Genomic DNA, 25,261 nt, shown 5'->3' on the forward strand with positions numbered 1-25,261 from the left:
CTCCCGCCTTCCGGCCCCGGGGCATGCCTCCCGCAACGAGTGGCCCTGGGCCGGAGCCCCAACCGCACACAGAATTGAGCATTAATGTCCGCCATTGCGCTGGAAGATATCGCGGGAACGCTCCGCACCGCCCGCCTGAGCGGCGAACCAATCGCTGCACCGACGGAAACTTGGCCGGCCCTTGACCCGGAAGCCGCCTTCGAAGTGCAGAAGCTCAACGTCAGCCACGCCGTAGCCAACGGCGATCGGCTGGTCGGCTACAAGCTCGGCAACATCGCCAAAGTCATGCAGGACGCCTTCGGCCTGGACCAGCCCGACTACGGCCACCTCCTGGCCAGCAGCTTCGCCTACGAAGGCACAGCCCTCAATCGGGACTCCTTCATTGAGCCGTTCGTTGAGCTGGAGCCGGCCTTCATCCTGGGCAAGAACCTCGGCGGCAAGAACACCACGGTCGCCGACGTCATCAACGCCGTCGAATACGCAGTGCCGGCCATCGAAATCATCGACTCCCGGGTGAAGAACTGGGCCATCGGCCTGGCAGACACCCTCGCCGACAACGGCTCCACCGGCGCGATCCTTCTCGGCGGAACACCCCGGCGCCTCACCGACCTGAACCTTCGCGACACCCGCGGCGTCCTAACCTTCAACAACCGGGAAGTCATCTCCGGAACCACCGGCAACATCCTCGGCAACCCCCTCGCCGCCGTCGCCTGGCTCGTGAACCGCATGGCCGACTACGACGTGAAGTTCGAAGCCGGCCAAGTCATCCTCCCCGGCAGCTGCCTGCAAGCCGTTCCGATGAAGGAAGCCGGCCGCTGGTCAGGGACCTTCGAAGGCTGGGGCACCATTGAATTCGACGTCGTCTAGTCGAAGGTATTAGTCCAATGTGGAGTGCAGAAGTGGGCCAGCCGGCACTAGGTCACATTGCACTACACCCGAACCTGACGTCTAACCCCCTGACGTGGGCGGACTTGAACAGCGGACGGAGCTCCCATTCGTTCTCCGGTGCCCGCCCCGGTTGCAACTGTTGACAGATGCTCCGAAGGACCTTAGCGGACTCATTAACTCCAGAATCGGCGAACTATTTCGATCAGTCCCGAGCTTCACCACGCTTTTCCCTTGCCCGGCATCTGTCAGGGTGGAGTCTGAGAAGGTCAGGAACCGCTGTCAGCAAAAACGGGACTTCGTCTTATCCTGACGCAGCAGCTGCATTCGTTGCGCCCAATTAGCCGAAGGTTCTTAGGACCACAGCACCGAGGGAGTAAACTCACAGGGACTCACAAGACTCACAAGGACTCACAGATGCCCTCGCTGCCGAACCCTTTCCGCCCCACCGCGGGGGCTACTCCCCCCGGAACTCATCGGGCGCCAGGGAGTGCTTGACGAGTTCGAGTACGGTCTTAGGCTCGGTTCGGGCGCCCCAGGATTGCTGACCATCATTACCGGCGCCCGCGGCATCGGCAAGACGGCGCTGCTCAGCGAGGCCCAAGACAAAGCGCGGGAGCAAGGCTGGATCGTCGTCTCCGAAACCGCCACGCCCGGCTTCCTCGGCCGGATCGGCGAGACCATGCGGCTTCACCTGGAAGAACTCGGCCCCGGCCCTGCCGGCCGCCGAATCACCGCCCTTGGCGTAGCCGGATTTACGGTAACGACTCAACTGCCGCCCGAGCGGCAGGTAGATTGGCGCCGGCTGGGCGAGCAACTCCTGAATGAACTCGCGGAAAAGAAGACCGGGCTGCTTTTCACCGTTGACGAGATCCACTCAGCTGACCGGACGGAACTGTCCCAGCTCGCCGCGGACGTCCAGCACTTTATCCGCGACGGGCTGCCGATAGGCCTGCTTTTCGCCGGGCTTCCGGCTGCGGTTTCGGACCTGCTTAACGAAGGCGTCGCCACGTTCTTGCGCCGGGCGGAACGGATCGACCTGCACGCCGCGGCCATCAATGAAGTTGAACGTTCCTACGAGGACACGTTCCGGCAGGCCGGAATCAAGATCGACGAGGACCAGGTCCGGCGGGCGGCTGAGGCGACCGGGGGCTACCCCTTTCTGATCCAGCTCATCGGCTACCAGCTGTGGCGTCAAGCCGAGATCAACAATTTCACCTTGGAAGCGGATAACGTCACCCAAGCCATCGCAGCAGCCAGTCGCCGCCATGAGATGACGGTTATAGAGGCAGCTCTCTCCACCGCCTCGGAGAAAGACATGGATTTCCTCCGTGCCATGGCCGAAGACGATGGTGTTGTTGCCGCCGGGAACATCGGCAAGCGACTCAACGCGAAAAGCAACGTCGTCGCCAACTACCGGGCCCGGCTCATCGCCGCGGGACTTATCGAGGCCCCCGCGTACGGCAAGGTCGATTTCGCCATCCCAGGCCTCCGCGAATACCTCCGCAAAAGTCGAGACAAGTAGCTCCCTTCATCGGGCACAGCTTCATCTCGCCCACCAACCAGCCTTATCGAGTCTCCATTATCGAGGCTTGAAATTGGCGGAGTGGGGGCGTCGGAGAAGGGCTAGTTTCGCCTGCCAAAGCACTCGAATTTGCCCATCTGAGTTGAGCGGCGACTCTGGACAGGACGGCGGCAACGGGCGCAGTCTGGCGTTGTGCGCAGCAAAGATGTCCACGTGGGCGAGACGTATCGGGTTGAAGTCCCGCAACGCCTGCCGCCGGAGCTGTCGGTTCCGCTCTGGGCCGCAGTTGACTGGCCGGCTTTGATGCTGCTTCAGGGATGTTGGTTTGAGCTCACGGTCCTCGACATCGAGGCAACACGGGCACCGGCGACCGTCCACGGGATTCGGTTGCTGCGACGCACCGACGTGGTCCTTCCACTCAACAGCGCGCAGGTCGCCGAACTGGGTTTGCCAGCGGGGTCTTACGAAATTGCCGGGCACGTGCGGCCGCTTGACGACGAGGCTGTTGTCTCGATGCCGGCCGTTCAAACGGTCACCATGCCGGTCAGATGGCTGCATACCCTGGCGTCCAAACCTTCCCGGGACCACAGAGACGCCAGCTACAGCGGACTATGAAAGTTGGTCCCTGCCGGCGTCGGTTTCCCTGAGTTCAGAGCACAAGCGAGAACGACCAGAAAATGACAAGTCAGCAGCCTCCGCAGCGCGTCTACTTGTACCACCACCGCCCAGTTTCCCGCGCACGCGCTGCCCTGGGAAGAGTTAGCTTATGTTCGCGCCCGCGCGGTCCGGCTACAAGCTAATACCGCCTTTCCCGGCTAGAACACCCAGTCCCATGGCTTTACAGAACGGCCGTTATCGGCGCCGGGGAGAAGCGCAGGAAAGGGCTTCTCCTGACCTCCAACCTGCGCCTGCGCTCCCATGCGTTGGGGCCCTCAAAGCGCGTCGCCTGGAAACCGCAAACAGGCCATTATTGCCGCCTGACAGAAGGCAGGCCCGTCCAACAGTGAAGCCAGTCGTCGGTGCCAATTCGAGCGTCGGGTTGCCGTGTTTTCGTCGACCTGCCGGTCTCGGGTTGAAGAACTTCCCCGCCTGAGCGTTGGCCCTTCTCTTCAAATCGGCTTCTACGCCCCACCCTCATACGGAAAACCGGTGGTTACGCCTGCCCCTGCAGTACAGCGCACGGGCTGCCGGCCTGCTCTGCAGCGGCGCCTCCTATTGTCTGAACTGGAGACGTGCTTCAGAGAAGCCTTGAACCCGCGTCAGTTCGATACTCAGTACGAGTTCTAGTTTAACTTCATACACATGGATAGTGGAGTGCGTCTCACTGCCGGTTTTATCATCGTGGTAAGCGTCACAACCGTCGCGACGACAAAGACGTCATGTGACGACCGGCATGGCCGCGCATGCAGGCTGAAGACGAGGCAAAGCGCCTCTTTCGAATTGAGGTTTCGTTAGATGAAAAACCACTACCGGGCTGCATCAATAACCGGGATCGTATCGCTGGCTATTATTCTTTCTGGCTGCGGAGCAGCATCCGAGCGCTCTGCGCAAGGCCCGCAAGTAGATGCTTCGATCGCTCCTGAAATTGGCACCGCACTTCAAAAAGAGGGGCCAGTCCAAATCATTGACCAGGATTTTCTCTCGGCAAGTATCCATGCGGAGATGATGGCCCAATTGTTGGAAAAAATGGGCGGCGAAGCATCGACGCTTAAAATTGCAGACATCAATTCTACATGGCCAGCGATGGCTAAAGCAGACAATCTGGTGAATCCAGAAGCCTGGGATATCTTTTTTTGGCCCTCAAATTGAAGAGTACGTCGAAAAAGAAAAGAGCGTCGTTCAACTAGGGACACTTTCTATTACTGCCGAGGAGGGTTGGTATGTTCCTACGTATGTTATCAAAGGCGATCCAGAGCGGGGCATCGAACCAGCTTGTCCAGGCCTTCCCGACTGGAAGGCGCTCAACGATTGCGCGCATATATTCGCTTCCCCGGAGACGGGGGGTAAAGGAAAATACCTCACGGGTCCGGCTGGTTGGATCGATTACTACGGTGACGCTCAAAGGATTGAAAACCTAGGCCTCAACTACGAGGTTGTTGCTGCTGGTTCTGAGGCAGCCCTGGTCGCAGAAATTAAGCGGGCGTATGACCGAGGAGAGCCGCTTCTCAGCCTGATGTGGTCGCCGCACTTCGTAACCCAGAAATATGATCTGACGCGAATCGAGTTTCCCCCGTATACGAAGGAATGCTGGGGTACAACGTTTGCCTGCGGCTGGCAGGATCCCAGCTTGCTCAAGCTAGCAGGCAGTGAGTTTCCAGAGAAACATCCCACAGCCGCTGACTTCGTCTCGAAATTCTCTCTTAGTGATGATGATCTCGGCGCACTGATGGTTGAGATGGAAGAGAGTCAGGATGCCGCAGACGTAGTCGTTAAGAAGTGGATTGACGAGAATCCTGACGTGTGGTCGCAATGGCTGCCGTCAGTTCCTTCAGAATCATGACGACAGTGACCAAAATAGCCCCTGAGCAAGAGACTCCCCGTGCAGAAATGCAAGAGGTGGAGACCAAGAAAAGTAGAACTCGCCGCGAACTGAATCATGTGGTCAGCGGCCTGAAACCCCCCTATTCCTCCCGTGCTCGACGGGTCGCCTTGTATTTGGGCCTTCTCGTAGCCGTGTTATCAGTGTCCTCAGTGGTAGGACAACAATTCCCGACATCATTTCGGGTACCTTTCGGTTCCGCTACAGAAGCAGTATTCGAATGGGGCGTCGATCATCTGGCTTGGCTGTACGAGCCTGTCGCCGAAAGCCTCGAAGACGTATTAGTATCCATGCAGTTCATGCTCGTGGACCTTCCAGCACCGTTGCTGGCACTCCTTCTTATTGGAATTGCCTACGCACGATGCGGTCCTCTTATCGCCGGACTTCTGACGGTTGCCCTTGGCTTCGTTATCTCAGTGGGATTGTGGGACGAGACGCTGCAAACCCTGGTGCTGATGGTTGTGGCTGTGGTGATCGCCGTCATTTTGGGCATCCTCATTGGCGTCGCTGCACAGATGAACAGAAGGTTTGAAGCTTTCGTACTCATCGCACTTGATGCCATGCAAACTTTTCCAGTTTTTGCCTATTTGGTGCCGATTGTGTTTATTTTCGGCCCTGGAAATACTGGTGCCCTTATTGTGACTATTATTTGGGCGCTCCCGCCAGTAACTCGTATGACAATACTAGGAATTAAAACGGTCCCTTCCGAAAGCATCGAGGCCGCCACGTCCTGCGGCTCGACCGGTTGGCAAATCCTGAGGAATGTACAAATACCCCTGGCACGTCCCAGTATCATGGCTGGCGTCAACCAGACAGTCATGTTTGCCATGAGTATGGCTATCGTTGCCGCCATGATCGGAGCTGGTGGTCTGGGTCAGTCGGTATGGGGCAGCCTGACCCGGCTCGCATTCGGACAGGCACTTGAGGCGGGGATTGCTCTCGTCCTCTTCGCTATCGTGCTAGACCGCGTTACCGGCCAAGGGAAAAAAAAGCACAGGACATGGACTGTTCTCCGACTTCAGAACCCTGGTTACGACAACCGGCGCAGAGCGTCCCGCGCTTGTGAAAAGAGCTTTTCAGCAGCACCGCAGAACCATCCTGACGGCAGCGGTGTTATTCGCCGGAACCATCTACATTTCTATGGTCCCAGCTCTGCGATTTGCGAACTTCGAGACCCCACCCGAGTCGCTCAGACTTTCGTTTGCCGATCCGGTTGACCAAGCGGTGGACTGGCTCAATCTCAACCTTGGATTCATTCTCGATGTAGTAGTTGATGGCATTCAGGGGTACGTCCTAAATGGCGTGACGGCCTTGCTCCTGGCAATTCCATGGCCAACAGTCTTTTTCGTGGTGGTCGGGGCAAGTCTGTTGCTCCGCGGCATTCGTGGTGCGGCTCTTGCGGCGGCTGGCCTACTGGGCATAGGAGTGCTGGGAATGTGGGAAGCGGCGGCAATTACTCTCGGGATAGCGGGGGCCGCTGTTCTAGTAGCACTCTTCATTGGGCTGCCGATCGGTGCGGTGATGAGCCGCAGTATCAAACTAGAAAGAACTATCCGCCCAGTACTTGATGTCATGCAGACGCTGCCGGTCTTCCTATTCGTTATCCCTATCGTCGTAGTCCTGGGAACGGGTGCGGTGGCCGGCCTGCTGGCAACCGTTCTCTACTGCCTCCCACCAGTAATACGCCTGACAAATGTCGCACTTCGCGGCGTCGACAGCGAAACGGTGGAGGCGGCCACAAGCACCGGCGCGACGGAGTGGCAACTGCTACGCACCGTCAAGATTCCCCTCGGCATGCCCACGATCATGATCGGAATTAATCAAGCGATTATTCTCTCGCTCGCAATGGCGGTCGTAAGTGCATTTATTGGCACTCCTGGGTTGGGACAGGCACTGCTCACCGGCGTGGTGACTGCCAGACTTGACTTGGGGATTGAGGCCGGTGTGGCCATGTTCTTACTTGCAGTTGTTGTCGACCGACTCGTAACCGGCGTGAACCGGAAGATTCAAGCACATAGTCATCTTGTTCCCGCTTGACGACTAAACGATAGGAAAAGACCCAATGAGTAAAGCCCTCACGGCAGACGAGGCGATAGTATCCTGCCGAAATCTTTGGAAAGTGTATGGACCTGATCCCCATCGGTACGTCTCAGCACACAACGCGGGTGTTGGCGCACTGGACGGCCATACGGCCGCGGTTCGAGATCTGACGTTTGATGTGCGGCCGGGCGAGAAATTAGTCGTTATGGGGCTTTCAGGCAGCGGAAAGTCGACGCTCATTCGATGCTTGACGCGTTTAGTGGAGCCCACATCCGGTGAAGTTATCATCGGTGGCCGCGACGTCACTAAAATGGAGCCGGCAGAACTTCGTGGCCTACGGCGTGACGAATGTTCGATGGTCTTTCAGCATTTCGGTTTGTTTGGGCATCGGACTGTTCTCCAGAACGCTGCATATGGCCTTGAAATCAAGGGTGTAAGCCGAAAGGAAAGGGAGCAGCGTGCGCGCGACGTACTAGACACCGTGGGCCTTTCCGGATGGGAAAACCGTTATCCATCGGAGCTCAGTGGCGGCATGAAGCAGCGTGTTGGGTTGGCACGGGCCTTGGCCTCCGATCCCCAGATACTATTCTTCGACGAGCCCTTCAGTGCGTTGGATCCGCTGATTCGCAGGGATCTTCAGGACGAATTACTCCGACTGGCCAAAGACATTAAAAAGACGTTCATATTCATCACCCACGATATGGCTGAGGCGCTCAAGCTGGGCGACCGGATAATTATCATGAAAGATGGGCAGATAGTTCAGGTGGGCACACCGGAAGAGATTCTCTTGCACCCTGTTGACGATTATGTCCGACGGTTTACCGCTGATGCTTCACGTGCGCATATAGTTCGCGTCGGTACTGTTGCTAGTGAGTCGAAGAGCATCAGCGTTGAGACCTCAGCGTTCGATGCCGTGAAGGTTCTCGATGATTCTGGGAATGATTCCGCAATCATTGTCGATTCCCATGGCCGGCCACTGGGTTACATCAACCGGTCAAAGCTTCTCTCGGTCGGGCACAACGATCCCGTCGGTTCGCTGCACGTTCCGGTTCCGATCATCAGCAGCGACCGGACACTTCATGACGCGACCAATTTGGTGATGGACGGTAACAACCCCGTAGCAGTCATTGATTCTGAGGGCCGCCTGGTGGGGGTGGTTGATACTCGTCTGCTGTTGGCAGCTTTGGTCGATCTTCCAGACCACCGCAAGGAATTCGCAGACATTTCCCGCTAGGGCGGCATTTCCTCAAAGGGCCGACTGTAGGGTCATGTTGATCGCGAGGTTATGACGGCGTTCACAGCTAGTCGACCATCCCTCTTCAAGGCCACGCGGACTGTCCGCGCGTCGTAACTTAGCTCGACCCGCCCTATGCGGATTTGAAGCACATCCGATCCCGCCAGTCTTGCGGGATGCACCGATAAGGAGTCCCATATGCACCTCTCCAAGTTCGTCACCCGGGAAAGTTTCGCCGTCCGTATTGGAGCGGACGGTAACCGAAAATCCGGTACGTTAGAGGACCTGTTCCCCGACTGGGGCATGACAGAACGGCTGGGTATCGTCCTGAGCAAACCGTACGGGGCCATCGAGGCGAGCCTCGCGTTGCTGGCCATGACGCCGTTGTTCTACGGACTGGTTCCCGAGCGTGCGACGACTAAGCCGCAGTATCCGCCGATCTTTCTATTCCACATCGACCGGATGCACGGTAGCCATATCATGCTGGACGTCGTTCCGCATCGCTATGAGGTGCTGGTAGAGAATGACCCCTACGCAGTGCTCACCGCCGTGAAGGACTATGGGATCACGCGGTTGATGGTCCCTGACGAACACGCAGAACATGATCTGTCTTATGTCGAGCGGGCTCCACTGGGCTGGACGGACCTCCGTTACCTGCGGGAAAATTTGCGCTCGGTCTATGCCTATGGCCAGGAGAATGGCTTTGCCCGCTCCTCGGATATTGAGATAACTTCGGCCGATCCGCGTCTGGAGGAGTCGGTGACCCAGGTTCTAAGGCCGGAGGAAAGCATAAAGGTGTTTTCTGATGCCACGGAGGAATCGCTCGCTAAGAAGATGATTGGCGAAACCAGCCTGGAAGACCTCGAAGCGCTTACGCCCATCGTAGCTGAGCGAATGAATGAGGTCCGGGCAGAAGAGCGGGCGCGGTTGCTGGCCGATCGAGTAGGGCGCCGAAACGCTGAGGGGAACATCACACAGGCCTATCGAAAATTGAGCGTTGATGATGGCCTCAGTCGCCTGGTGCCATAACCCCCAGCCCATGGCGTCCCTTGCCCATCATGGATTTCAGCCCGAACGCATCCTCCATCTTGAGTACTCGGGCGATGGTGGGGATCAGGGGAACTTCGCCGCTCTGTGTGCAAGGGACAGTAGGGCTCTCGTCGGAAGCTCGAAGGATGAAACTACAGAGTTTGGCCGAACGATGGTTCACCATCATTGCGGCGAGGAGGGCAAGCCGTAAATTTCACAATGTGTAAGAACTGATCCCTTGACACAGTACGGCTGTAGTACGCAGCCATGCGGCCCCTTGGAGTGAACATAGTGCATGTCGCGAAGCAGTTAGCGGAGAAACATCTGCAAATAAAGATTGGCGTCTCAGACGCTTCCCTGGCCCAGCTCTTCCCCGAATCGCACAAGCATGATCGCTTCGGACTGATTGTTAATGAGCCATTCGGTAGCTTAGGTGCCAGCCTTCTGTTGCAGGCTGCCATCGTTCAGTTTTTCAAAGTTGCCCCGGAGAGACGATTCAGCGCTGCCGTATATCCGGAGATTTACCTTTTTCATGTGGGAGGACGCCATGGCGATCACAGTGTGTTCGACTTCTGGCCGCCGCGCAAGGAAGTGTTCTTGGCGGATAATTCCCCTTTGACAGTAGTGGAGGCATTGAACGACCGGGCCATCACCCGCCTTGCTATTCCCGACGGAACAAGTGGTGGGGATACGTCTGTTTTTGCCGATGGACCGAGCACCTGGGCCGAACAAGCGGCAGCAAGAAATCTCCTAGTGTCATGTTTTGCTTATAGCCCAGAGGGTGTGACATCTGGCGCGGACGTGTGGCTGCAGACATCGCACGGATCTTTTGAGGAGAACATCGCCGCTACGCTGGATATCGGCGCAGTCATTGGCTCTGTACAGGATGTTCCGCCAGAGCTTCCGGGTGAATCTCAACCGGTGGACAACGACAGATGGGCGGCTATAGCAAAGTTGCGACTGGGCGAGGTTGAGTACGACTATGCCCGCACAATCGCCGATCGCCGACTCCGCAGTCTTGATGGCAACGGCCTTAGACGTGAATCCTACCGGCGAATCAGCCCAGAAGAAGCGTTGTCGTTACTGACCAGCCTCTGACCGTATGGCTAAATCAGGACGCCGCGGCGATTGCCCGCGGATGGGGACGGGGACTACGACCACGCGCGTTGGGTTCCCGCCTAGGCCGATGGTGCATCCTAAAACATGATGTCAGCGCCCTACACCTAGAGCTGGAACCGCTGACGATCGTCAACCAAAGGCAAGTCCTCTCGTAGGAGGTTGGGTGGATCCAGCGGCTTGACGGCGGACGCTGGCACAAAGCCGTCTACTTCGATGACGGTGCCCGGGTGTTACTGCCTCGAGGTTATCGTCTACGGGCTTTAGGGCACCGGGTGGCGAAACCAGGCAGTCCCGACCTATTTGGCAAGAGGAGTAGAGGAAGGCTCGAAGGGATTACCAACCTAAAGCCGAGTAGCCGGGCAGAACAGCAGCTCCATCGCCGCCTCTCCCTTCGGGTGGCAAGCCGCTGGCACGGCGCTTGTGCATCTTTTTACGATCCGCTGCCTTCAATCGGAAGCGGGAGCCGAATGCGCGGGCAGATTGCGTCCCGCGCCCGGAGTTTTCGGCTTACCGGGGAAGACAAGGGACTGTTAGGGGCATGCGGCCCGACGGAAGCAGCGAGTTGCAGGCTGTAGCCGGCGAACTGGCAATCTCTTGGTTGCGAAAAGCGAGCCTCAGTTCCTGCTCCGACAATCTCGAAGCGATGCGAGGAGTCCTCCGGCCAGTCACGGCACCAGGGTCCGATTACAAGGCCGGAACACCTACGCTCGTAAACTGCCCGGGGAACGAGCGTTGCGCCAGCTTGAGCTCGTCGCCTGAATATTCGCGCTTTTGGGGTCCATCCGTCGTGTGTTCGGGGGCCAACGGCCAGAGCGCGCAGTAGCGGTCCTGGGTGCCGGTAGTGGCGTGCTTGGGGGCCAGCCCCATTTAGGCTCCTTCCGTCGTGTGTATAGGGCGCACGGCGGAAGGAGTAATCATCAATGGTACGGAAGATCAGAGCGAAGCTCGTGTTGCAGCTGCGCGCCGAGGGCCTGTCAGGCCGGGCGATCGCTGCGTCGCAGGGCATGTCCCGTAAGAGCATCACGGCGGTGCTGGAGGCTGCCGACGCGGCCGGCGTGGCGTGGGACGATATCGCCGACAGTTCGGAGGGCGAGGTCTATACCCGGCTGTTTCCTGGGCGCGGTGAGCATCAGAGTGTGTTCGCGCAGCCGGACTGGGACCAGGTGCATAGGGAGATGGCCCGGGTCGGGGTGACGCTGAAGCTGCTGCATGGCGAGTACGCGGATTCACGCGCCGCTGGCGGTGAGCCGGTGATGGGTTATGACCGGTTCTGCAGGACCTATCAGCGGCATGTGCTGGTCACTGGGGTGGCGTCCCGGGTCGGGCACAAGGCGGCGCAGACGGTGGAGGTCGACTGGTCGGGCCCGACGATGCAGCTGACAGATCCGGTGACGGGCAAGCCGAGGACGGTGTATTTGTTTGTGGCTTGCCTGCCTTTCAGCCGGTACGCGTTCGTTGAACCCGCCCTGGACATGAAGCAGGACACCTGGTTGCGGGCCCACGTGGCGATGTTCGAGGCCTTTGGCGGTTCGGTGCCGCGGATCGTTCCGGACAACCTGAAGACCGGTGTCATTAAGCATCCCCGCGAGGGCGAGGTCGTGCTCAATGACGCTTACCGGGAGATGGCGGCGCACTATTCGGCGGCGGTGCTGCCCGGCCGTATCAGGGCACCAAAGGACAAGGCGAGCGTGGAGAACACGGTCGCCCACGTGGCTACTTGGGTCATTGCCGGGCTGCGCCAGCAGCAATTCACCGCGTTGCCGGAGCTCAGGGCCGCCATCACCGATCGGGTAGCTGCGTATAACGCGGAGCCGTTCCAGAAGCGGCCGGGGTCCAGAGCCAGCGTGTTCGCGGCCGAGGAGCAGCCCCTGCTGACGGGGTTGCCGGCGGCGGCCTATGAGATCAGCCGGTGGGTCTACGGGCGCCGGGTGGGCCGGAACGGGCACGTGGTCTGGGAGAGGAACTATTACTCGGTACCCTTCGCCCATATCGGCACCACGGTGGACCTGCGGATCACCGACCGGGTGCTTCAGGCGTACCGGGGCCACGAACGGTTGACCAGCCACCTGCTGCTGCCCGAGAGCGCGGCGAACGAGTACCGCACCAATGATGCCGACCTGCCGGCCGGCGAGCAGTACCGGCAGTGGGATCCGGAGCGGGTGCGGGAATGGGCCGGACGGATCGGCCCGGCGGCGGTGACGGTGGTCAATCGGATCTTCGAGTCCGTCCCGGTCGACGAGCAGGGCCTGGACGCGGCCCTTGCCGTGTTGCGGCTTTCCCGGCGCTATTCGGCCGAACGGGTGGAGGCGGCCTGCCGGCTTGCGTTGGCAGGCCGCGTGAGATCCCCGAGGTATGCGCATCTGCAACCGATCCTTGCCACGGAGCAGGACAAAGCCGCCGGGCTCAGGCCTCCACGGGATGAAGGAGTCGAACACGGCGGATACGTGCGCGGCGCCGAGTACTACGCAGGTGGCGCCAAATGAGCGGGATCGATACTGAAACCAAACGCAAGCTCCGCGAGATGGGTGCCGTCCCGATGCTGGAAGCGCTCGAGGCCCAGGACCAGGCACTCGTGCTCGGCATGGCCTTCGAGGAACGGCTCCGCCTGGTCGTGGACGAGGCCCACTCCGGGTTCAATCACGCCAAGGTCGAGGGGCTGATCCGACGGGCCGGGCTCCGCTACCCGGGCGCGGACCTACGCCGGCTCGACCTCGTGGACGAGCGCGGCCTCGACCGGAGCCTGATCGCCCAGCTCGGCACGTGCTCCTTCATTGAACGGCAACAGAACGTCGTGTTTCAGGGATTCACCGGGTCCGGGAAGTCCTACCTCGGGTGCGCTCTGGCCAAGCAGGCCTGTCTGCACCGGATCCGGGCCCACTACGTCCGCATGCCCGACCTCGAGGAAGCCTGGGCGCTGGCGAAGGACAAGCCCTTGGGGGCCACGAAGTTCCTGAAGAAGTACGCGGCCTTCACTTTGCTGGTGATCGACGAGTGGCTTCTCGACCACCCCGACGAGGGCATGCGCAGCATGCTGCTGGAACTGCTCGAACGGCGATACGACACAGCTTCCACCGTGTTCTGCACCCAATACGCCAAGAAGGACTGGCACCAGCGGCTCGGCTCCGGGGTCCACGCCGATGCGATCATGGACCGCATCGTGCACAACACCATCTGGGTCGATACCGGCAACCACAACATGCGTGAACACGCCACCATGACGCAATAAGAAAACGCCGGTGGGGGCCGGTGGCCTCCATGCATGCGGCCGCTGGCCCCCACCGGCAATATCACTGGCCCCCTACGGCAAGATCGACTGGCCTCCAAGCCTTCAAATACTCACGCCTCGGCAACCCGCATCCGCGCCCTGGAAGGAACCCACCGGCTCCACGCAACTGGGAACACTTCAACGAGCGCCATGAAATGTCAGTCAAGGCCACACCGCAATCGCCCGCGAGCTCGCCGGCTGGTGCTGGTTACTGGCCGCACCACTCCAGCAAGGAGAACGCATGAACCGCGGCCCGAGATGAACGTGCCGCCTAACGTGATCGAAGTCGGCGGTGGCAGCATCCTGAGCTAACCCGAGTTCCCGCTGTGAACCGACGTCCTCCAACGTGCTCGATTCTAGGCACGATATGCTCCAGCCGAACAAATCGTCATGGGGTACAACCCGCAATGTGAGCCTGACACTGCATTCGAAAACGACTCGCTCACGGCCCCCGCAGCATGACCGGCTGGCACAAAGATGAGCGGCTCCCGAAATCAAACCGGGCAGCCGCTCATCCATGCACTCTTGACAACCAGATCTACACATCAGCGGGAGAGCTTGTCACTGTCCGGCTCCATATCGCCGATGTGTCCGGCGGTGCTTGTGGCGAGGACACGGGCCACGAAGGCGCCGTATTCGTCCATGTAGTGGCGCAGGAACTTCGCCGTGCGTTCATCCTTGACTTCGCCACCCTCCCCGAACATGTCGACGTTGTAGTGAACATAGGCTTCAGGGGAATTCAGCTGTGGTGCGTCTAGGAAGCTCAGGATGCTGCGGAAGGACGACTGCATCACTGCGGTGCCGATACTGCCGGGAGAAGTCCCAATAATTCCCGTGGGTTTACGGGCGAAGGAATTCGATCCCCATGGACGAGATCCCCAGTCGATAGCGTTTTTGAGGGCACCTGGAATGGAACGGTTGTACTCGGGAGACACGAAGAGGATCCCGTCGGACGCTTCGATAGCTTCCTTAAGGGCCAGGCCTTCCGGCGGAAAACCGGCGTCGTAGTCGTAGCTGTAAAGTGGGAGGTCCTTGATGGGGATTTCGGTGAACTCGAGGTCCTCCGGGGCAAGCTTTATCAAAGCCTGCGAGAGAGCGCGGTTGATGGAATTGGTCGCGAGGCTCCCCACGAAATAGCCAATTCTGTATTTTGCTGCCAAAAGCCTAGTCCTTTCTTTTCTGATTACGGCCGGCGGCCGACGTGTGCGACGCTGCGAGTTACGGCAGCGGAGTGGAACACGGCTCAGCCAACCGGTTCAGGAGCCCTGGATCAGAGAGCTCGGAGGGAGCCTGTTTCACACTTAAGCGGGTATGGGTCTATCTCGATAAAATTTCTCCGTTCATGCAGTAACCCACCCGATCCAAGGGAGAAGATCCTGGACTTCCGGACCGCGATTTGCTGCGGGGGGCGCCGGGGACAAGGTAGGAGGGGCAGCGCTGCTGGGTTTTTCCACAGACAGGCAGGTACCAGCGGGCGCCAGAACTTCGAAGTGGAGCGAGCGATGGCTAGTAGAGGCCGAGTGGCAAAACTTCGGGCTGAACACGTGGGACGGGTGTTTGTTCACGTCTAGACCTTCTATAGGACGGTGGATGTGGTGAGCGTCTTTCACTTTTAGCCAGGGTGGAACTCCCTTACGGCGCGCTCGGCCGCTGCACGCTTATCCCATTGCCTGGTTCACGCTCGGATTGTTGTGTAGGACTTAACCAGGGTGCTTGCAATGCTCCATCGCCCTCTCCAGCCGTTTTCGAGGATTAGGACTGTCCCGGCGTTGAGTGTGATGCGGGAGCCGTCATCATGGATCAGTTCTCCTTCTCCTTCGATCACGCTAATAAACTCCTCGTATCCCTGATGGACTGTAGTGAATTCGCCGGGGGTTGCCCGCCACAGCCCCAGTTCCGTTTTGCCGTCTGCAAAAAGTACGTGCGTGCTCGTGGCCGGAGCACCCCGGATGATTCGTTCGGGATCAACTGGAACCGGTTCTGCCCAGTGCAGTGAAGAAGCGTGAAGTACGGTGCTCATGCTTTGGTTCTTTCAGAGTCAGAGTCACGGGACGTAGTTTCAAGGCGCTGCATGACACGTTCCGCGGCCCGCTCGCCGCTGCGTATAGCTCCTTCCATTAGGCCTACGAATTCCGGTTCGCTGTACTCGCCAGCCCAGAAAACATCCCCGACCGGCTTTTCCAAGAGGGCCGTCCCAGCGGCCGTGGCGCCTGGGGCATGGGCGGCGTATGCCCCACCTGCCAGTTGATCCTCGGACCATACAGTGGTCAGCGCGGAAGCGTTTCGCGCGATGTCGAGATCCGTGCGAAGTGCTCGTGCTTTGAGAACCCATTCCGCCGGGTTTTGCGTGAGGTTGGCACGGGAGATGGCTGATGGGGAGCCCATGAAGGCGTTTAGCACCGGGGCCACAACCCCGGAGTCGTCGGTGGCAGTCCAAGTCCAGTAGCGGCCTTCGACGGACATGACAGCACTTGTGGGGGGCGGAGTTTCCAGAGGGAGGTGCAGTTTTGCGGCATGTCCTTGAAGAACGTGCTTTAGGGCTGCGCTGCGGGCCTCAGTTGAAGGCAGGTTCACTTGTGGGTCACGGATTACAGCAAGCGGAAGAGCGACAACGACGGCGTCAAACACGGACGTGTCGGTGTCGGTAGTAACAAGGACACCACCGTCACTGATGTTCTCAACGGCCCTCACGGTTTCGCCGTAACGCACGGCAGAACCAAGTGCAGCTGCCATCGCGTCGGGCAGTCGTTGATTGCCGCCAGCCACTCGCCAGCTGGGTTTGGGTTCGAACGAGGCAATATGCTGCAACGATTTCGCCGTGACCTCTGATGCGCTCACAGCCGTAGAGATTTCAATGCGGGCACGAAGCGCGTCGACCAGTTCCGGTTCGTCGGGCAATGCGGCCAGCAGCTCTTCGGCGGTCCCTTGAAGGCCATTGCTGCTGGTTAATTCCAGTGCTTTCCGCCCGGTACGAATAATGTCATCACAAGTGATGCCAGCCATGTCGCCGGGCTCACGAACGTAATAGCTCATGCCAGTATCAACCAAGCTAAGCCCAAAATGCGATAGCAGCCGCCGCATGGAGGTGTAGCCGTCCAGAACGAACTCGGCACCTCGTTCTATGACATACCTGCCTTGTGGTGTGTCAAGTGTTTCTGACCAAACGCGACCGCCTGGGCGGTTACGGGCGTCGAATACCGTGACGTGTTCGCCGGCTTCGGCGAGTTTTGTAGCTGCTGCAAGGCCAGCCAAGCCGGCACCAAGAATTCCTATGCGGGGCACACAGCCACCTCCGTTTTGATGTGGTATGGGGGAGACAGGCAGAAGACGCTGTTTCTAGCCCAGAGTAAGCCGCTTAGGGTGCCGACAAAATCGTGCCGAAGTGATAGATACCCTCAGTTTTCGTACTTTTGAATAATCTTTGCCTTGTCCGCCGTCGGCTAGCTACGGAATGGAGGACTGGGGATCCGTACAAGCAGGTCGAGCGGCTCGTCCTAGGTGCAGTCCTTCCCTTCTTTGCCCGCGCGCCCTAGTCCTACTTGCGTACAGGATTAGTACAAAGATCATTCTCAAGAACTGTTTGCGACCGTAACAGGGCGCTCCATACTGACTGCTGTAATCGTGAGACTTTCATCCGCTTTCGAGTTCATGTTGAAGCACCAGATTCCACAAATCGCACTCTTATGTCTGAGGTATAGCGTGGCAGCACACCCGCGCATCGCTTCGTAAGGAACTACCGCATGCCAGAGCACACAGGCTCATATAGCAAAATCATCACCGTGGATCACCGTGGCGACATGGAAGAACGCCTTACCGCAGCGGTCAGCGAGGCAGTGGCGCATGCGCTACGAACGTCAGACCACCACGGGATTGTTGTCACGCGTCACGACCAAAGAACGTTTAGTGTCCGTCTTTCTACGAAGATAGCGCCAGGGACGACGGTGGAGCGCGACCTCTGGAGAAGCGACGTTGGATGTCGACCGACTATCTAAGGCTGGAACTCTGTACTTCGGGCTGAAAAGTTCTTTCGCCGGCATTCATGCGACTCCGCCTGTCACAGCTTCGCCTGATCGTTGGCGACCGACCCGGGCTTTCTTTAGCAGAACTCTTACTCGCCCCCAACTTGCAGTGCCCCTGCGGCGCAGTCAGTCGCTACAAATCAAATCTCCGAGGACTACAAATGACAGTTGAATCGGCTGTGTTGCCTGCCACTCCCCTAGAGCGCGAGGCGTCTCTGCTCGCGTCCGTGCCCACCGGCCTGCTGGTTGGTGGCCAGTGGGTGGATGCGTCCGACGGCGGAACGTTTGACGTGCGTGATCCTGCTACTGGTGAGGTACTTGCCACCCTAGCTTCGGCCACGAGCGAGGATGCGGTCGCCGCCCTGGAGGCAGCTTGCGCGGCGCAAGCCTCATGGGCGCGCACTGCTCCCCGGGTGCGCGCCGAGATATTGCGCCGTGCATTCGACCTGGTAACAGCGCGGTCGGAGGACTTCGCGCTGTTGATGACGTTGGAGATGGGCAAACCATTGGCTGAGGCCCGGGGCGAGGTTGCCTATGGGGCTGAGTTTCTGAGGTGGTTCTCGGAAGAAACCGTGCGAAATTACGGCCGATTCCTCACCACCCCCGAGGGCAAAAACAGGATTCTTGTCCAGCACAAACCCGTAGGCCCCTGCCTGCTGATAACTCCCTGGAATTTCCCCCTTGCGATGGCTACTCGCAAGGTTGCTCCCGCAGTCGCCGCTGGCTGCACGATGGTCCTTAAACCAGCCAAGCTGACACCGCTGACTTCGCAGCTATTTGCCCAGACGATGATGGAGGCCGGCCTTCCGGCCGGGGTTCTGAACGTCGTTTCGTCATCCTCGGCGTCGGGGATATCCGGGCCGCTGCTGAAAGATTCCCGCCTGCGGAAAGTCTCCTTCACAGGATCCACACCCGTCGGCAAGCGCCTGATGACAGAGGCTTCGCGACATGTCCTGCGGACTTCAATGGAATTGGGCGGAAATGCTCCGTTCATCGTGTTTGAAGATGCAGATCTGGACAAAGCTGTAGAAGGGGCAATAGCGGCTAAGATGCGGAATATGGGCGAGGCCTGCACCGCGGCCAACCGGTTCCTCGTTCAAGAATCCGTGGCGCAGGAATTCACCCGGAAATTCGCAGCCGCGATGGGCGCCCTCGCCACGGGCCGCGGTACCGACCCTGCCAGTCAGGTCGGCCCGCTGATTGACGACAGTGCTCGCGACGACGTCCACGCCCTGGTCAGGGACGCAATCGATGCCGGAGCCGTTGCCCTCGTCGGGGGTGCCCACGTGGACGGGCCAGGCTACTTCTACCAGCCCACAGTTCTCGCCGACGTTCCCAATAATGCGGAGATCCTCAACCAGGAAATCTTCGGTCCCGTCGCCCCTGTCACCACGTTTAGCACCGAACAGGACGCCATCCAACTGGCCAACGCCTCGGAATACGGGCTTGCGGCCTACCTCTACAGCCGCGACTTCAATCGACTCCTCCGGGTGGCAGAGCAGATCGAGTTCGGCATGGTTGGGTTCAACGCGGGCATCATCTCCAACGCCGCCGCCCCTTTCGGCGGCGTCAAACAATCAGGCCTAGGCCGCGAAGGCGGGTCTGAAGGCATCGCCGAATACACCACCACCCAATACGTCGGCATCGCCGACCCCTATGAGAACTGAATTACTGGTCGGGGTTACGTGCCAACTGAACGAGTGAATAATGCGACTTGCTAGGATACAAACGACCAGAGGACCTCAGCATGCGGTATTGCGGAACGGGGACTGGCACCACCTGGAAGACCCGTTTGCCGAGGTACTATCCTTCACTGGGCAAGTGACGCCAGCGGAAGAGGCGAAGCTACTCGTTCCGGTTAGGCCCTCCGTCCTCATCGGCTGAGCCACAACCGCCCCGGTAATAAGCATCCGCTTCCCGTACAGGCCTGGCACAAATCCGTACATACCTTGGCGAACCCGGAAGACAACGTTAAGTTGACTCAGGACGTCGGTGTAGTGCACGTGGAGGGAGAGCTGGCAGTTGTTATGCGCAAACGGGCTACCGGTCTCACCGCCGAAGACGCGACGGATCATGTGCTGGGTTACACGGTCGCGAATGATGTTACAAACGCCGACCAAGGACTTATAGACGAAAAGCTTTTCCAAGCCAAAGCCGGCATTAATTACACACCTCTTGGACCCTGGATTGAGACCGAAATTAAGGATCCTGAAAAGGTCAGCATCACGGTGAACGTGAACGGCCATGTTAGGGCCGAGTCCGGGTCATTCAACCTCCCCACGAGCGTTGTCGACTGTCTGGTGTACGTCACCCGCTGGACGACTCTTGAGCCTGGTGACATCGTTATGACGGGGGCCCCGGGTACCTTCGCAGCTGTTATCCCCGGAGACTGCGTGCAAATCAGTCTCGGGGGAATAGGTACTTTAACTAACTCCATCGTGTAAGCACTGCGATGAAGACCCCTTATAAGGGGTCAGCCACAATTTTCTAAGAGGCTAAAGCCCTGGCCTTTGGCCCCGATCTGCAAGGTGCCCGAGCAGTACGATGTGCTTTGGGTGGAGCACCGGGCCTTACTTTTCCTAGAGTTCGTCATAGCGAGGGAGCCCCGGCGCTCCCTCGCTATGACGAAGACGCGGAGCAATTTCAATGCTCCCAAGCACCGCAACGATGGCCGCGACTCTCGCCCAGGTGACTTCCTCTTCCATGATCGTGCCAGCAAAGGCAACGGCTACTGTGCCTAGACCAGAGCATGTGGCGTAAGCGACGCCTAGAGCTACCGACCTGAAGCCTCGACCAAGCATGAAGGTAGGCCTCAACCATCTGGCCACGTCTTTTCCTGGCAATCGTTGCGGAAGCAGCCGCCACCGGCCTGCTCGCATAACCAAACGATCCAGGAAACCCGAGATTGCGACAGTCACCGCCGTAGAAGATACGGTTTTCACCCACGCATACCCTTGACCTCACCGGGCCGTTAGGGGGAACTGTAAACGAAGAGTAGTCGTGGCAGCGCGTCGCTACGCAAGTAAAAGGTCCCGCTCGGCCGTCTCAACGACATTCGCCAGAAGCATCGCCCGGGTCATGGGGCCAACACCGCCAGGGTTGGGTGAGATCCAGGCGGCCACGTGCATAGCGTCGGCAGCGACGTCTCCTTGGAGGACGGCTTTGCCGGTGCTGGCCTCGGTTATCCGTGACACTCCGACGTCTAAGACTATTGACCCCGGTTTGAGGTGTTTGCCTTGCACGATGCCCGGTACACCGGCCGCGGCCACGACAACATCTGCGCGCTTTAGCAACTTAGGAAGATCAACCGATCCGGTATGCGCTAAAGTGACGGTCGCGTTGATGGTGCGCCGTGTAAGCAGCAGCCCCAAGGGTCGACCAACTGTGACTCCGCGACCGACGACAAGCACCTCCAAACCGTTGAGAGTGATGCCGTGTCGGGTTAGCAGCTCGACTATCGCGTTTGGAGTGCAGGGCAGCGGAGAGCTGAGATCGCCGCTGACGTTGAGTGCAAGTCTTCCAAGGTTGATCGGATGTAGTCCGTCTGCATCTTTTTGAGGGGATATTTCTCCAGGACAGCGTTTTGGTCGATGTGTGGGGGCAGCGGCAGCTGCACTATGTAGCCTGTGGTTCTAGTGTCTCCATTCAGCTCTTCCAGAACGCTCTCTAATTCCTGCTGAGAAATTGTCGAGGGTAGATCCCGACGAATGGATTCAATCCCCACTTCCGCACAATCTCTATGCTTCCCGGCCACATAAGAATGGCTTGCAGGGTCATCACCAACGAGAACTGTTCCCAAGCCAACTGTCTTGCCACGGCGCTTCAAAGCTGTAACTCGATCTGCGAGTTCGGTTTTCACGGCATCAGCGGTTGCCTTGCCATCCAGGATGTTGTCGACGTTCTCCGGGGGACCCGGTATCTGCATGACGCTGTTAGTCATAGGCCTTCCTTGTGGTGCTCGTTCCTGGCTCTCGCCCGTGCAGAGACGACCTAAGTCGTTGTCTGAGCCAGTGGGGGTCTATGGGACGTGGCTCCTAACCGCGGAGCCGTTCGCCCTTGGGATCGTAAAAGGGCCGCCGGGAGACCTTTGCAGGGTATAGCCGCCCTTTACACCGGACTTCGAAGTCTCCCGAGAGGTCTACATCAGGTTCAATAGCTGCAATTCCGACTGCGCTTCCCAGCGTGTGGCCGTAGCTGCCGCTCGTCATGCGTCCGACGGGTTGGCCGTTGCAGTAGACCGTCTCGTCATGTACGAACACCGGTTCAGGATCTTCCAGCGCCACATACACTGTTCGATGAGCGGGCGCTGCGGGGTCGAGCTTGAGGAGGGCGTCTTTGCCTACGAAGCCTCCTGGTTTGTCCATGGAGATTGTAAAACGAAGGCCTGCCGAATAGGGATCGTCGATGGGCCCGATGTCGTGACCCAGGTGCCGGAATCCTTTCTCGCTGCGCAGTGAATCCAAGGCGTGGTATCCGGCCAACTTGACTCCCAGATCCTGCCCCGCCTCCCACAGTGCATCGAGGACGTTTGTAGCTATGTCGGCACTCGGATACAACTCATAGCCCAGTTCGCCTACGAAGCTCACGCGCAGACTGTAGGCATAGCCCTCTGCAATTTCTACCGTGCGTCCGTGGGTGTATTTCTGTGCATCGTCGGACCAGTCTTCCGGTGAAACCCTGCTAAGAAGTTCTCGGCTTTTCGGTCCCATGACTCCGATTGTGGCCAGGGCCGCAGTGCAGTCGAACACTACCGCCGCTTTGCCCCGAGCTATTCGGTTGAGGTACGCTGCGGTCTTTTGCTGCGTAAACGATGGGGTAACGACTAAGAACCGGTCCGGGCCGAGACGAGTGATGGTTCCGTCTAGTTCGATCCCCGCTCGCTCATTCAAGAAGAGGGTATAGACCGCTTTGTCGGTTTCAACGTCGATGTCTGCTGTTGCGGCCGTCTGACACACTTCAAGGGCGTCAGGGCCGGCAACTTCGAACTTTGCGAATGGACTCAGATCGAAAAGGACCACACCCTCACGTGCCGCTTTATGTTCCTCGGCGACACGGTCGAACCAAGTCGGGCGTCCATAGCTGTAGTCATAGGTGGGAGATGTTCCGGGCCCGTACCAGTTCGCCCGCTCCCCACCGTTAACTTCACCAAAGCAGGCACCGAGCTCAGCCAGGCGCCCGTGAAGGGGCGTTCGACGGACGTTGCGGCCCGTCTCCATCTGCAAGTTCGGCCAGTGCATTGCGTAAAGCCGTCCAAGGCCCTCCTTGGTTCGGGCCTTGAGATACTTGCGGTTGTTTTGATGTCCGGAAAAGCGCTGCACATCGACCGAGGATGAGTCAAAACCGGGAGTTCCTGAAATGACCCACTCAGCCAATTCCTTACCGATGCCGGGAGCAAAAATGATTCCCTGGGAGTTGAAGCCTGCTGCCACGAACAGATTGGAAAGTTCGGAGGTTTCACCCACGGCAAAATTGGCATCCGGGGTGAAGCTTTCCGGGGCATTCAGGAATCGGTCGAATCCCGCTGAAGAAAGTGCCGGTACTACCCCTTCGGCCTTCGCCCTAATCGGAGCGAAGTGTTCCCACTCCGGCTCGAACTCTGCAAAGCCGTTGGAAGGAACTTCCTCAAGCGCGCGTGGAAGCCCGTCAGGCTCGAATGCGCCGACCAAGAGCCTCCCGGCCTCGTGCCGGATGTAATAGCTGTTGTCTAGATCCCTGTACACGGGCAATTCAGGCACAGCCCCGGAAATTTCTGCAGATCGGACGTGGATGTGCTCGGCGGCGTATAAGGGTACCTTCACACCGGCGGTGGCCGCGAGATCACGGGTCCACAAGCCGCACGCCAGAATCACCCGATCGCAGTGCACGATTCCTTGATCGGTGAGCACGCCGACGACGAGATCGCCTTGACGAAGTATCTTGAGGACAGCAACGTTTTCGCGTATCTGGGTCCCAAAGCTATGGGCGAGTTTAGCGAGAGCCACTGTTGCATGTCCGGGGTTGATGTGACCATCGTCAGGCAGCAGGAGTGCTCCGGCAACCCCTGAGTAGGTTGCGAGAGGCCACAATTCCTTGTATCGGTCCTCAGTTAGCCATTCCGTTCTTACGCCCTGCTGGTCGGCCACGTCCTTTGCATACAGAAGTTCATCAACGCGTCCGGCGGTTCGTGCAACGCTAAGGGACCCGCAACGCTGAAATGATACGTCCAGCCCGGACATTTGCTCGAGCTGACCATAAAAGTCCAAACCGTACTTGGCCAGCTTTGTCATCGTCGTGGTACCGCGGGCTCCAGTGACCAAGCCTGCGGCGTGCCAAGAGGTGCCGCTGCCTAGGACGTTACTCTCCAAAAGTAATGTGTCGTTCTCACCTGCAACTGAAAGGTGATAGGCAATGCTGGCACCGATAATTCCGCCGCCGATTACGATTGTCCGCACATGCGTCGGCAAGGGATCATGGGAAGTATCTGTAAACATGTTGGCGCTTACGGTGCGGTCGACAAGCCTGTCCATCGGGGGCCTCATTTCTGCTCAGGTCGCTGCCAGACCCTGGGCAAGTGGTTGTTGTGCTAGTTGAAAACGACGGTGCGGTGGCCGTTTAACAGGATCCGCTGCTCTGCGTGCCATTGAACAGCGCGAGACAGTGCAAGCCGCTCTGCGTCCTGGCCTGTCACTGCAAGTTGAGCTGGACTGTAGTCATGTCCAACGCGGAGAACTTCCTGCTCAATGATTGGTCCCTCGTCCAGTTCGGCGGTGACGTAGTGCGCCGTCGCTCCAACGAGTTTCACTCCCCGTTCAAATGCCTGGTGGTAAGGTTTGGCGCCCTTAAATCGCGAAGGAAGGAGTGATGGATGTTGATGGCCTTGCCTACAAGTTCGCGGCAAAGATCGTCGCTGAGCACCTGCATATACCGGGCTAGAACGGTCAAATCCACCTGATGTTCTGCAAGGAGAGCGAGTAGCTTCTCCTCTGCTTCCCTCTTAGTTTCAGGTGTCACCGGAATGTGAAAGAAGGGAATGCCATGGGCGTCTGCAACTGGTTGAAGGGTCGTATGGTTCGAGGCGATGAAGGGAAAGTCAACCCTAAGTTGCCCTGAGCGCCACCGGAAGAGCAGGTCGTTGAGGCAATGCTCGGCTTTAGAAACCAGCAGTGCAACCTTGGGCCGGTCGGCGGCGTCGACCAACGTCCACTCCATTCCGAACGTGGAGGCCATTGCTTGAAACGCCTTTTTCAGATCGCCAACGGATACGGCTGCTGGGCAAGAGACGTGCACGCGCATGAAGAACCTCTGTTCGGCGGCATCGTCGAACTGCTGACTGGCAAGAATATTGCAGCCATGGGATACCAAGAAACCGGAGACAGCGTGAACAATTCCGATTCTGTCTCTGCAACTGAGTGAAAGAATCACTTGGCGGAATTGGGCGTTTTCCATGGGACTCCTAGGGGAGATTCGTACGTTGGGGTGCCCTTGCGAGGAGAAGGGTTCGAGCAGTGCCCATAGGCCTACGCCTGCCAGCTGCACCTGCATCCTACGTTGACCATACGGGCCTAAAGCAGCCCTCGCCATGCTCAATTTGTACGAAAAAATCAGCGTTTTCATACCGCAGTGCGGT

At 58.7% G+C, this 25,261-nt stretch carries 20 protein-coding genes and 2 pseudogenes; 15 read left to right on the plus strand and 7 right to left on the minus strand.

Features of this window, described 5'->3' with window-relative positions; all coding sequences use genetic code 11:
- Positions 1-84 precede the first annotated feature (84 nt).
- The 12 genes from ACPEE0_RS19895 to ACPEE0_RS19950 all read left to right on the plus strand — a co-directional run bounded on the left by ACPEE0_RS19895 (position 85) and on the right by ACPEE0_RS19950 (position 13,597).
- Positions 85-867 (plus strand): 2-keto-4-pentenoate hydratase, encoded by a 783-nt coding sequence (locus ACPEE0_RS19895; RefSeq protein WP_009357502.1) that lies wholly within the window; start codon positions 85-87, stop codon positions 865-867.
- Positions 868-1,375: 508 nt separating this feature from the next.
- On the plus strand, positions 1,376-2,410 hold the full coding sequence (locus tag ACPEE0_RS19900; RefSeq protein ID WP_424575158.1) for an ATP-binding protein: 1,035 nt from the start codon (positions 1,376-1,378) through the stop codon (positions 2,408-2,410).
- Positions 2,411-2,623: 213 nt separating this feature from the next.
- Positions 2,624-3,025 carry a hypothetical protein gene (locus tag ACPEE0_RS19905; protein WP_009357504.1) on the plus strand — a complete coding sequence of 134 codons (402 nt, stop codon included), beginning with the start codon at positions 2,624-2,626 and terminating at the stop codon, positions 3,023-3,025.
- Positions 3,026-3,865: 840 nt separating this feature from the next.
- A complete protein-coding gene (locus ACPEE0_RS19910; protein WP_424575159.1) occupies positions 3,866-4,219 on the plus strand; it encodes a hypothetical protein in 354 nt (117 codons plus the stop codon).
- A 49-nt stretch (positions 4,220-4,268) separates the two neighbouring features.
- Complete coding sequence (locus ACPEE0_RS19915) at positions 4,269-4,910, plus strand: glycine betaine ABC transporter substrate-binding protein (protein WP_424575316.1); 642 nt, start codon at positions 4,269-4,271, stop codon at positions 4,908-4,910.
- Positions 4,911-4,915: 5 nt separating this feature from the next.
- Positions 4,916-6,166: an ABC transporter permease gene (locus ACPEE0_RS19920; protein ID WP_424575160.1), complete on the plus strand. Its 1,251-nt coding sequence runs from the start codon at positions 4,916-4,918 to the stop codon at positions 6,164-6,166.
- 7 nt (positions 6,167-6,173) lie between these two features.
- The gene (locus ACPEE0_RS19925; RefSeq protein WP_424575161.1) at positions 6,174-6,986 is read left to right on the plus strand and encodes an ABC transporter permease; all 813 of its coding nucleotides are present in this window, start codon (positions 6,174-6,176) and stop codon (positions 6,984-6,986) included.
- A 25-nt stretch (positions 6,987-7,011) separates the two neighbouring features.
- Positions 7,012-8,223 (plus strand): quaternary amine ABC transporter ATP-binding protein, encoded by a 1,212-nt coding sequence (locus tag ACPEE0_RS19930; RefSeq protein WP_407710307.1) that lies wholly within the window; start codon positions 7,012-7,014, stop codon positions 8,221-8,223.
- A 198-nt stretch (positions 8,224-8,421) separates the two neighbouring features.
- Positions 8,422-9,252 carry a hypothetical protein gene (locus ACPEE0_RS19935; RefSeq protein WP_354176566.1) on the plus strand — a complete coding sequence of 277 codons (831 nt, stop codon included), beginning with the start codon at positions 8,422-8,424 and terminating at the stop codon, positions 9,250-9,252.
- A 291-nt stretch (positions 9,253-9,543) separates the two neighbouring features.
- Positions 9,544-10,350 (plus strand): hypothetical protein, encoded by an 807-nt coding sequence (locus ACPEE0_RS19940; protein ID WP_354176564.1) that lies wholly within the window; start codon positions 9,544-9,546, stop codon positions 10,348-10,350.
- 941 nt (positions 10,351-11,291) lie between these two features.
- Positions 11,292-12,854 carry an IS21 family transposase gene (gene istA / locus ACPEE0_RS19945; RefSeq protein WP_407710306.1) on the plus strand — a complete coding sequence of 521 codons (1,563 nt, stop codon included), beginning with the start codon at positions 11,292-11,294 and terminating at the stop codon, positions 12,852-12,854.
- Complete coding sequence (locus ACPEE0_RS19950) at positions 12,851-13,597, plus strand: ATP-binding protein (protein WP_424575162.1); 747 nt, start codon at positions 12,851-12,853, stop codon at positions 13,595-13,597. The genes istA and ACPEE0_RS19950 overlap by 4 nt, the downstream gene beginning before the upstream one ends.
- A gap of 584 nt (positions 13,598-14,181) precedes the next feature.
- Here the strand turns inward: ACPEE0_RS19950 and ACPEE0_RS19955 are convergent.
- From ACPEE0_RS19955 to ACPEE0_RS19965, 3 genes are all read right to left on the minus strand, one after another.
- A complete protein-coding gene (locus ACPEE0_RS19955) occupies positions 14,182-14,796 on the minus strand; it encodes an NADPH-dependent FMN reductase (RefSeq protein ID WP_407710305.1) in 615 nt (204 codons plus the stop codon).
- A gap of 515 nt (positions 14,797-15,311) precedes the next feature.
- Positions 15,312-15,656: a cupin domain-containing protein gene (locus ACPEE0_RS19960; RefSeq protein WP_009357510.1), complete on the minus strand. Its 345-nt coding sequence runs from the start codon at positions 15,654-15,656 to the stop codon at positions 15,312-15,314.
- Positions 15,653-16,918: a flavin monoamine oxidase family protein gene (locus ACPEE0_RS19965; RefSeq protein ID WP_407710304.1), complete on the minus strand. Its 1,266-nt coding sequence runs from the start codon at positions 16,916-16,918 to the stop codon at positions 15,653-15,655. Before ACPEE0_RS19965 ends, ACPEE0_RS19960 begins: the two co-directional genes overlap by 4 nt.
- Positions 16,919-17,816: 898 nt before the next feature.
- On the opposite strand from ACPEE0_RS19965, the gene ACPEE0_RS19970 reads away from it, so the two are divergent.
- From ACPEE0_RS19970 to ACPEE0_RS19980, 3 genes are read left to right on the plus strand one after another with little or no spacing between them, the layout of a single operon-like run.
- A complete protein-coding gene (locus ACPEE0_RS19970; RefSeq protein ID WP_009357512.1) occupies positions 17,817-19,322 on the plus strand; it encodes an NAD-dependent succinate-semialdehyde dehydrogenase in 1,506 nt (501 codons plus the stop codon).
- A 40-nt stretch (positions 19,323-19,362) separates the two neighbouring features.
- On the plus strand, positions 19,363-19,539 hold the full coding sequence (locus ACPEE0_RS19975) for a DUF2437 domain-containing protein (protein ID WP_407710303.1): 177 nt from the start codon (positions 19,363-19,365) through the stop codon (positions 19,537-19,539).
- On the plus strand, positions 19,536-20,099 hold the full coding sequence (locus tag ACPEE0_RS19980; RefSeq protein WP_424575317.1) for a fumarylacetoacetate hydrolase family protein: 564 nt from the start codon (positions 19,536-19,538) through the stop codon (positions 20,097-20,099). The genes ACPEE0_RS19975 and ACPEE0_RS19980 overlap by 4 nt, the downstream gene beginning before the upstream one ends.
- Positions 20,100-20,234: 135 nt before the next feature.
- Here the strand turns inward: ACPEE0_RS19980 and ACPEE0_RS19985 are convergent, their stop codons facing one another.
- From ACPEE0_RS19985 to purU, 4 genes and pseudogenes are all read right to left on the minus strand, one after another.
- Positions 20,235-20,534, minus strand: coding sequence for an SMR family transporter (locus ACPEE0_RS19985; RefSeq protein ID WP_420874307.1), 300 nt, complete (start codon positions 20,532-20,534; stop codon positions 20,235-20,237).
- A 135-nt stretch (positions 20,535-20,669) separates the two neighbouring features.
- A pseudogene (locus ACPEE0_RS19990) lies at positions 20,670-21,595 on the minus strand (bifunctional methylenetetrahydrofolate dehydrogenase/methenyltetrahydrofolate cyclohydrolase).
- Positions 21,596-21,689: 94 nt separating this feature from the next.
- The gene (locus ACPEE0_RS19995; RefSeq protein WP_424575163.1) at positions 21,690-24,161 is read right to left on the minus strand and encodes a GcvT family protein; all 2,472 of its coding nucleotides are present in this window, start codon (positions 24,159-24,161) and stop codon (positions 21,690-21,692) included.
- A gap of 56 nt (positions 24,162-24,217) precedes the next feature.
- Positions 24,218-25,080, minus strand: a pseudogene (gene purU, locus ACPEE0_RS20000) (formyltetrahydrofolate deformylase).
- Positions 25,081-25,261: the final 181 nt, after the last annotated feature.

This window comes from Arthrobacter sp. SD76, from assembly GCF_049726125.1.
In the GTDB taxonomy this organism is placed as follows: Bacteria; Actinomycetota; Actinomycetes; order Actinomycetales; family Micrococcaceae; genus Arthrobacter; species Arthrobacter nitrophenolicus.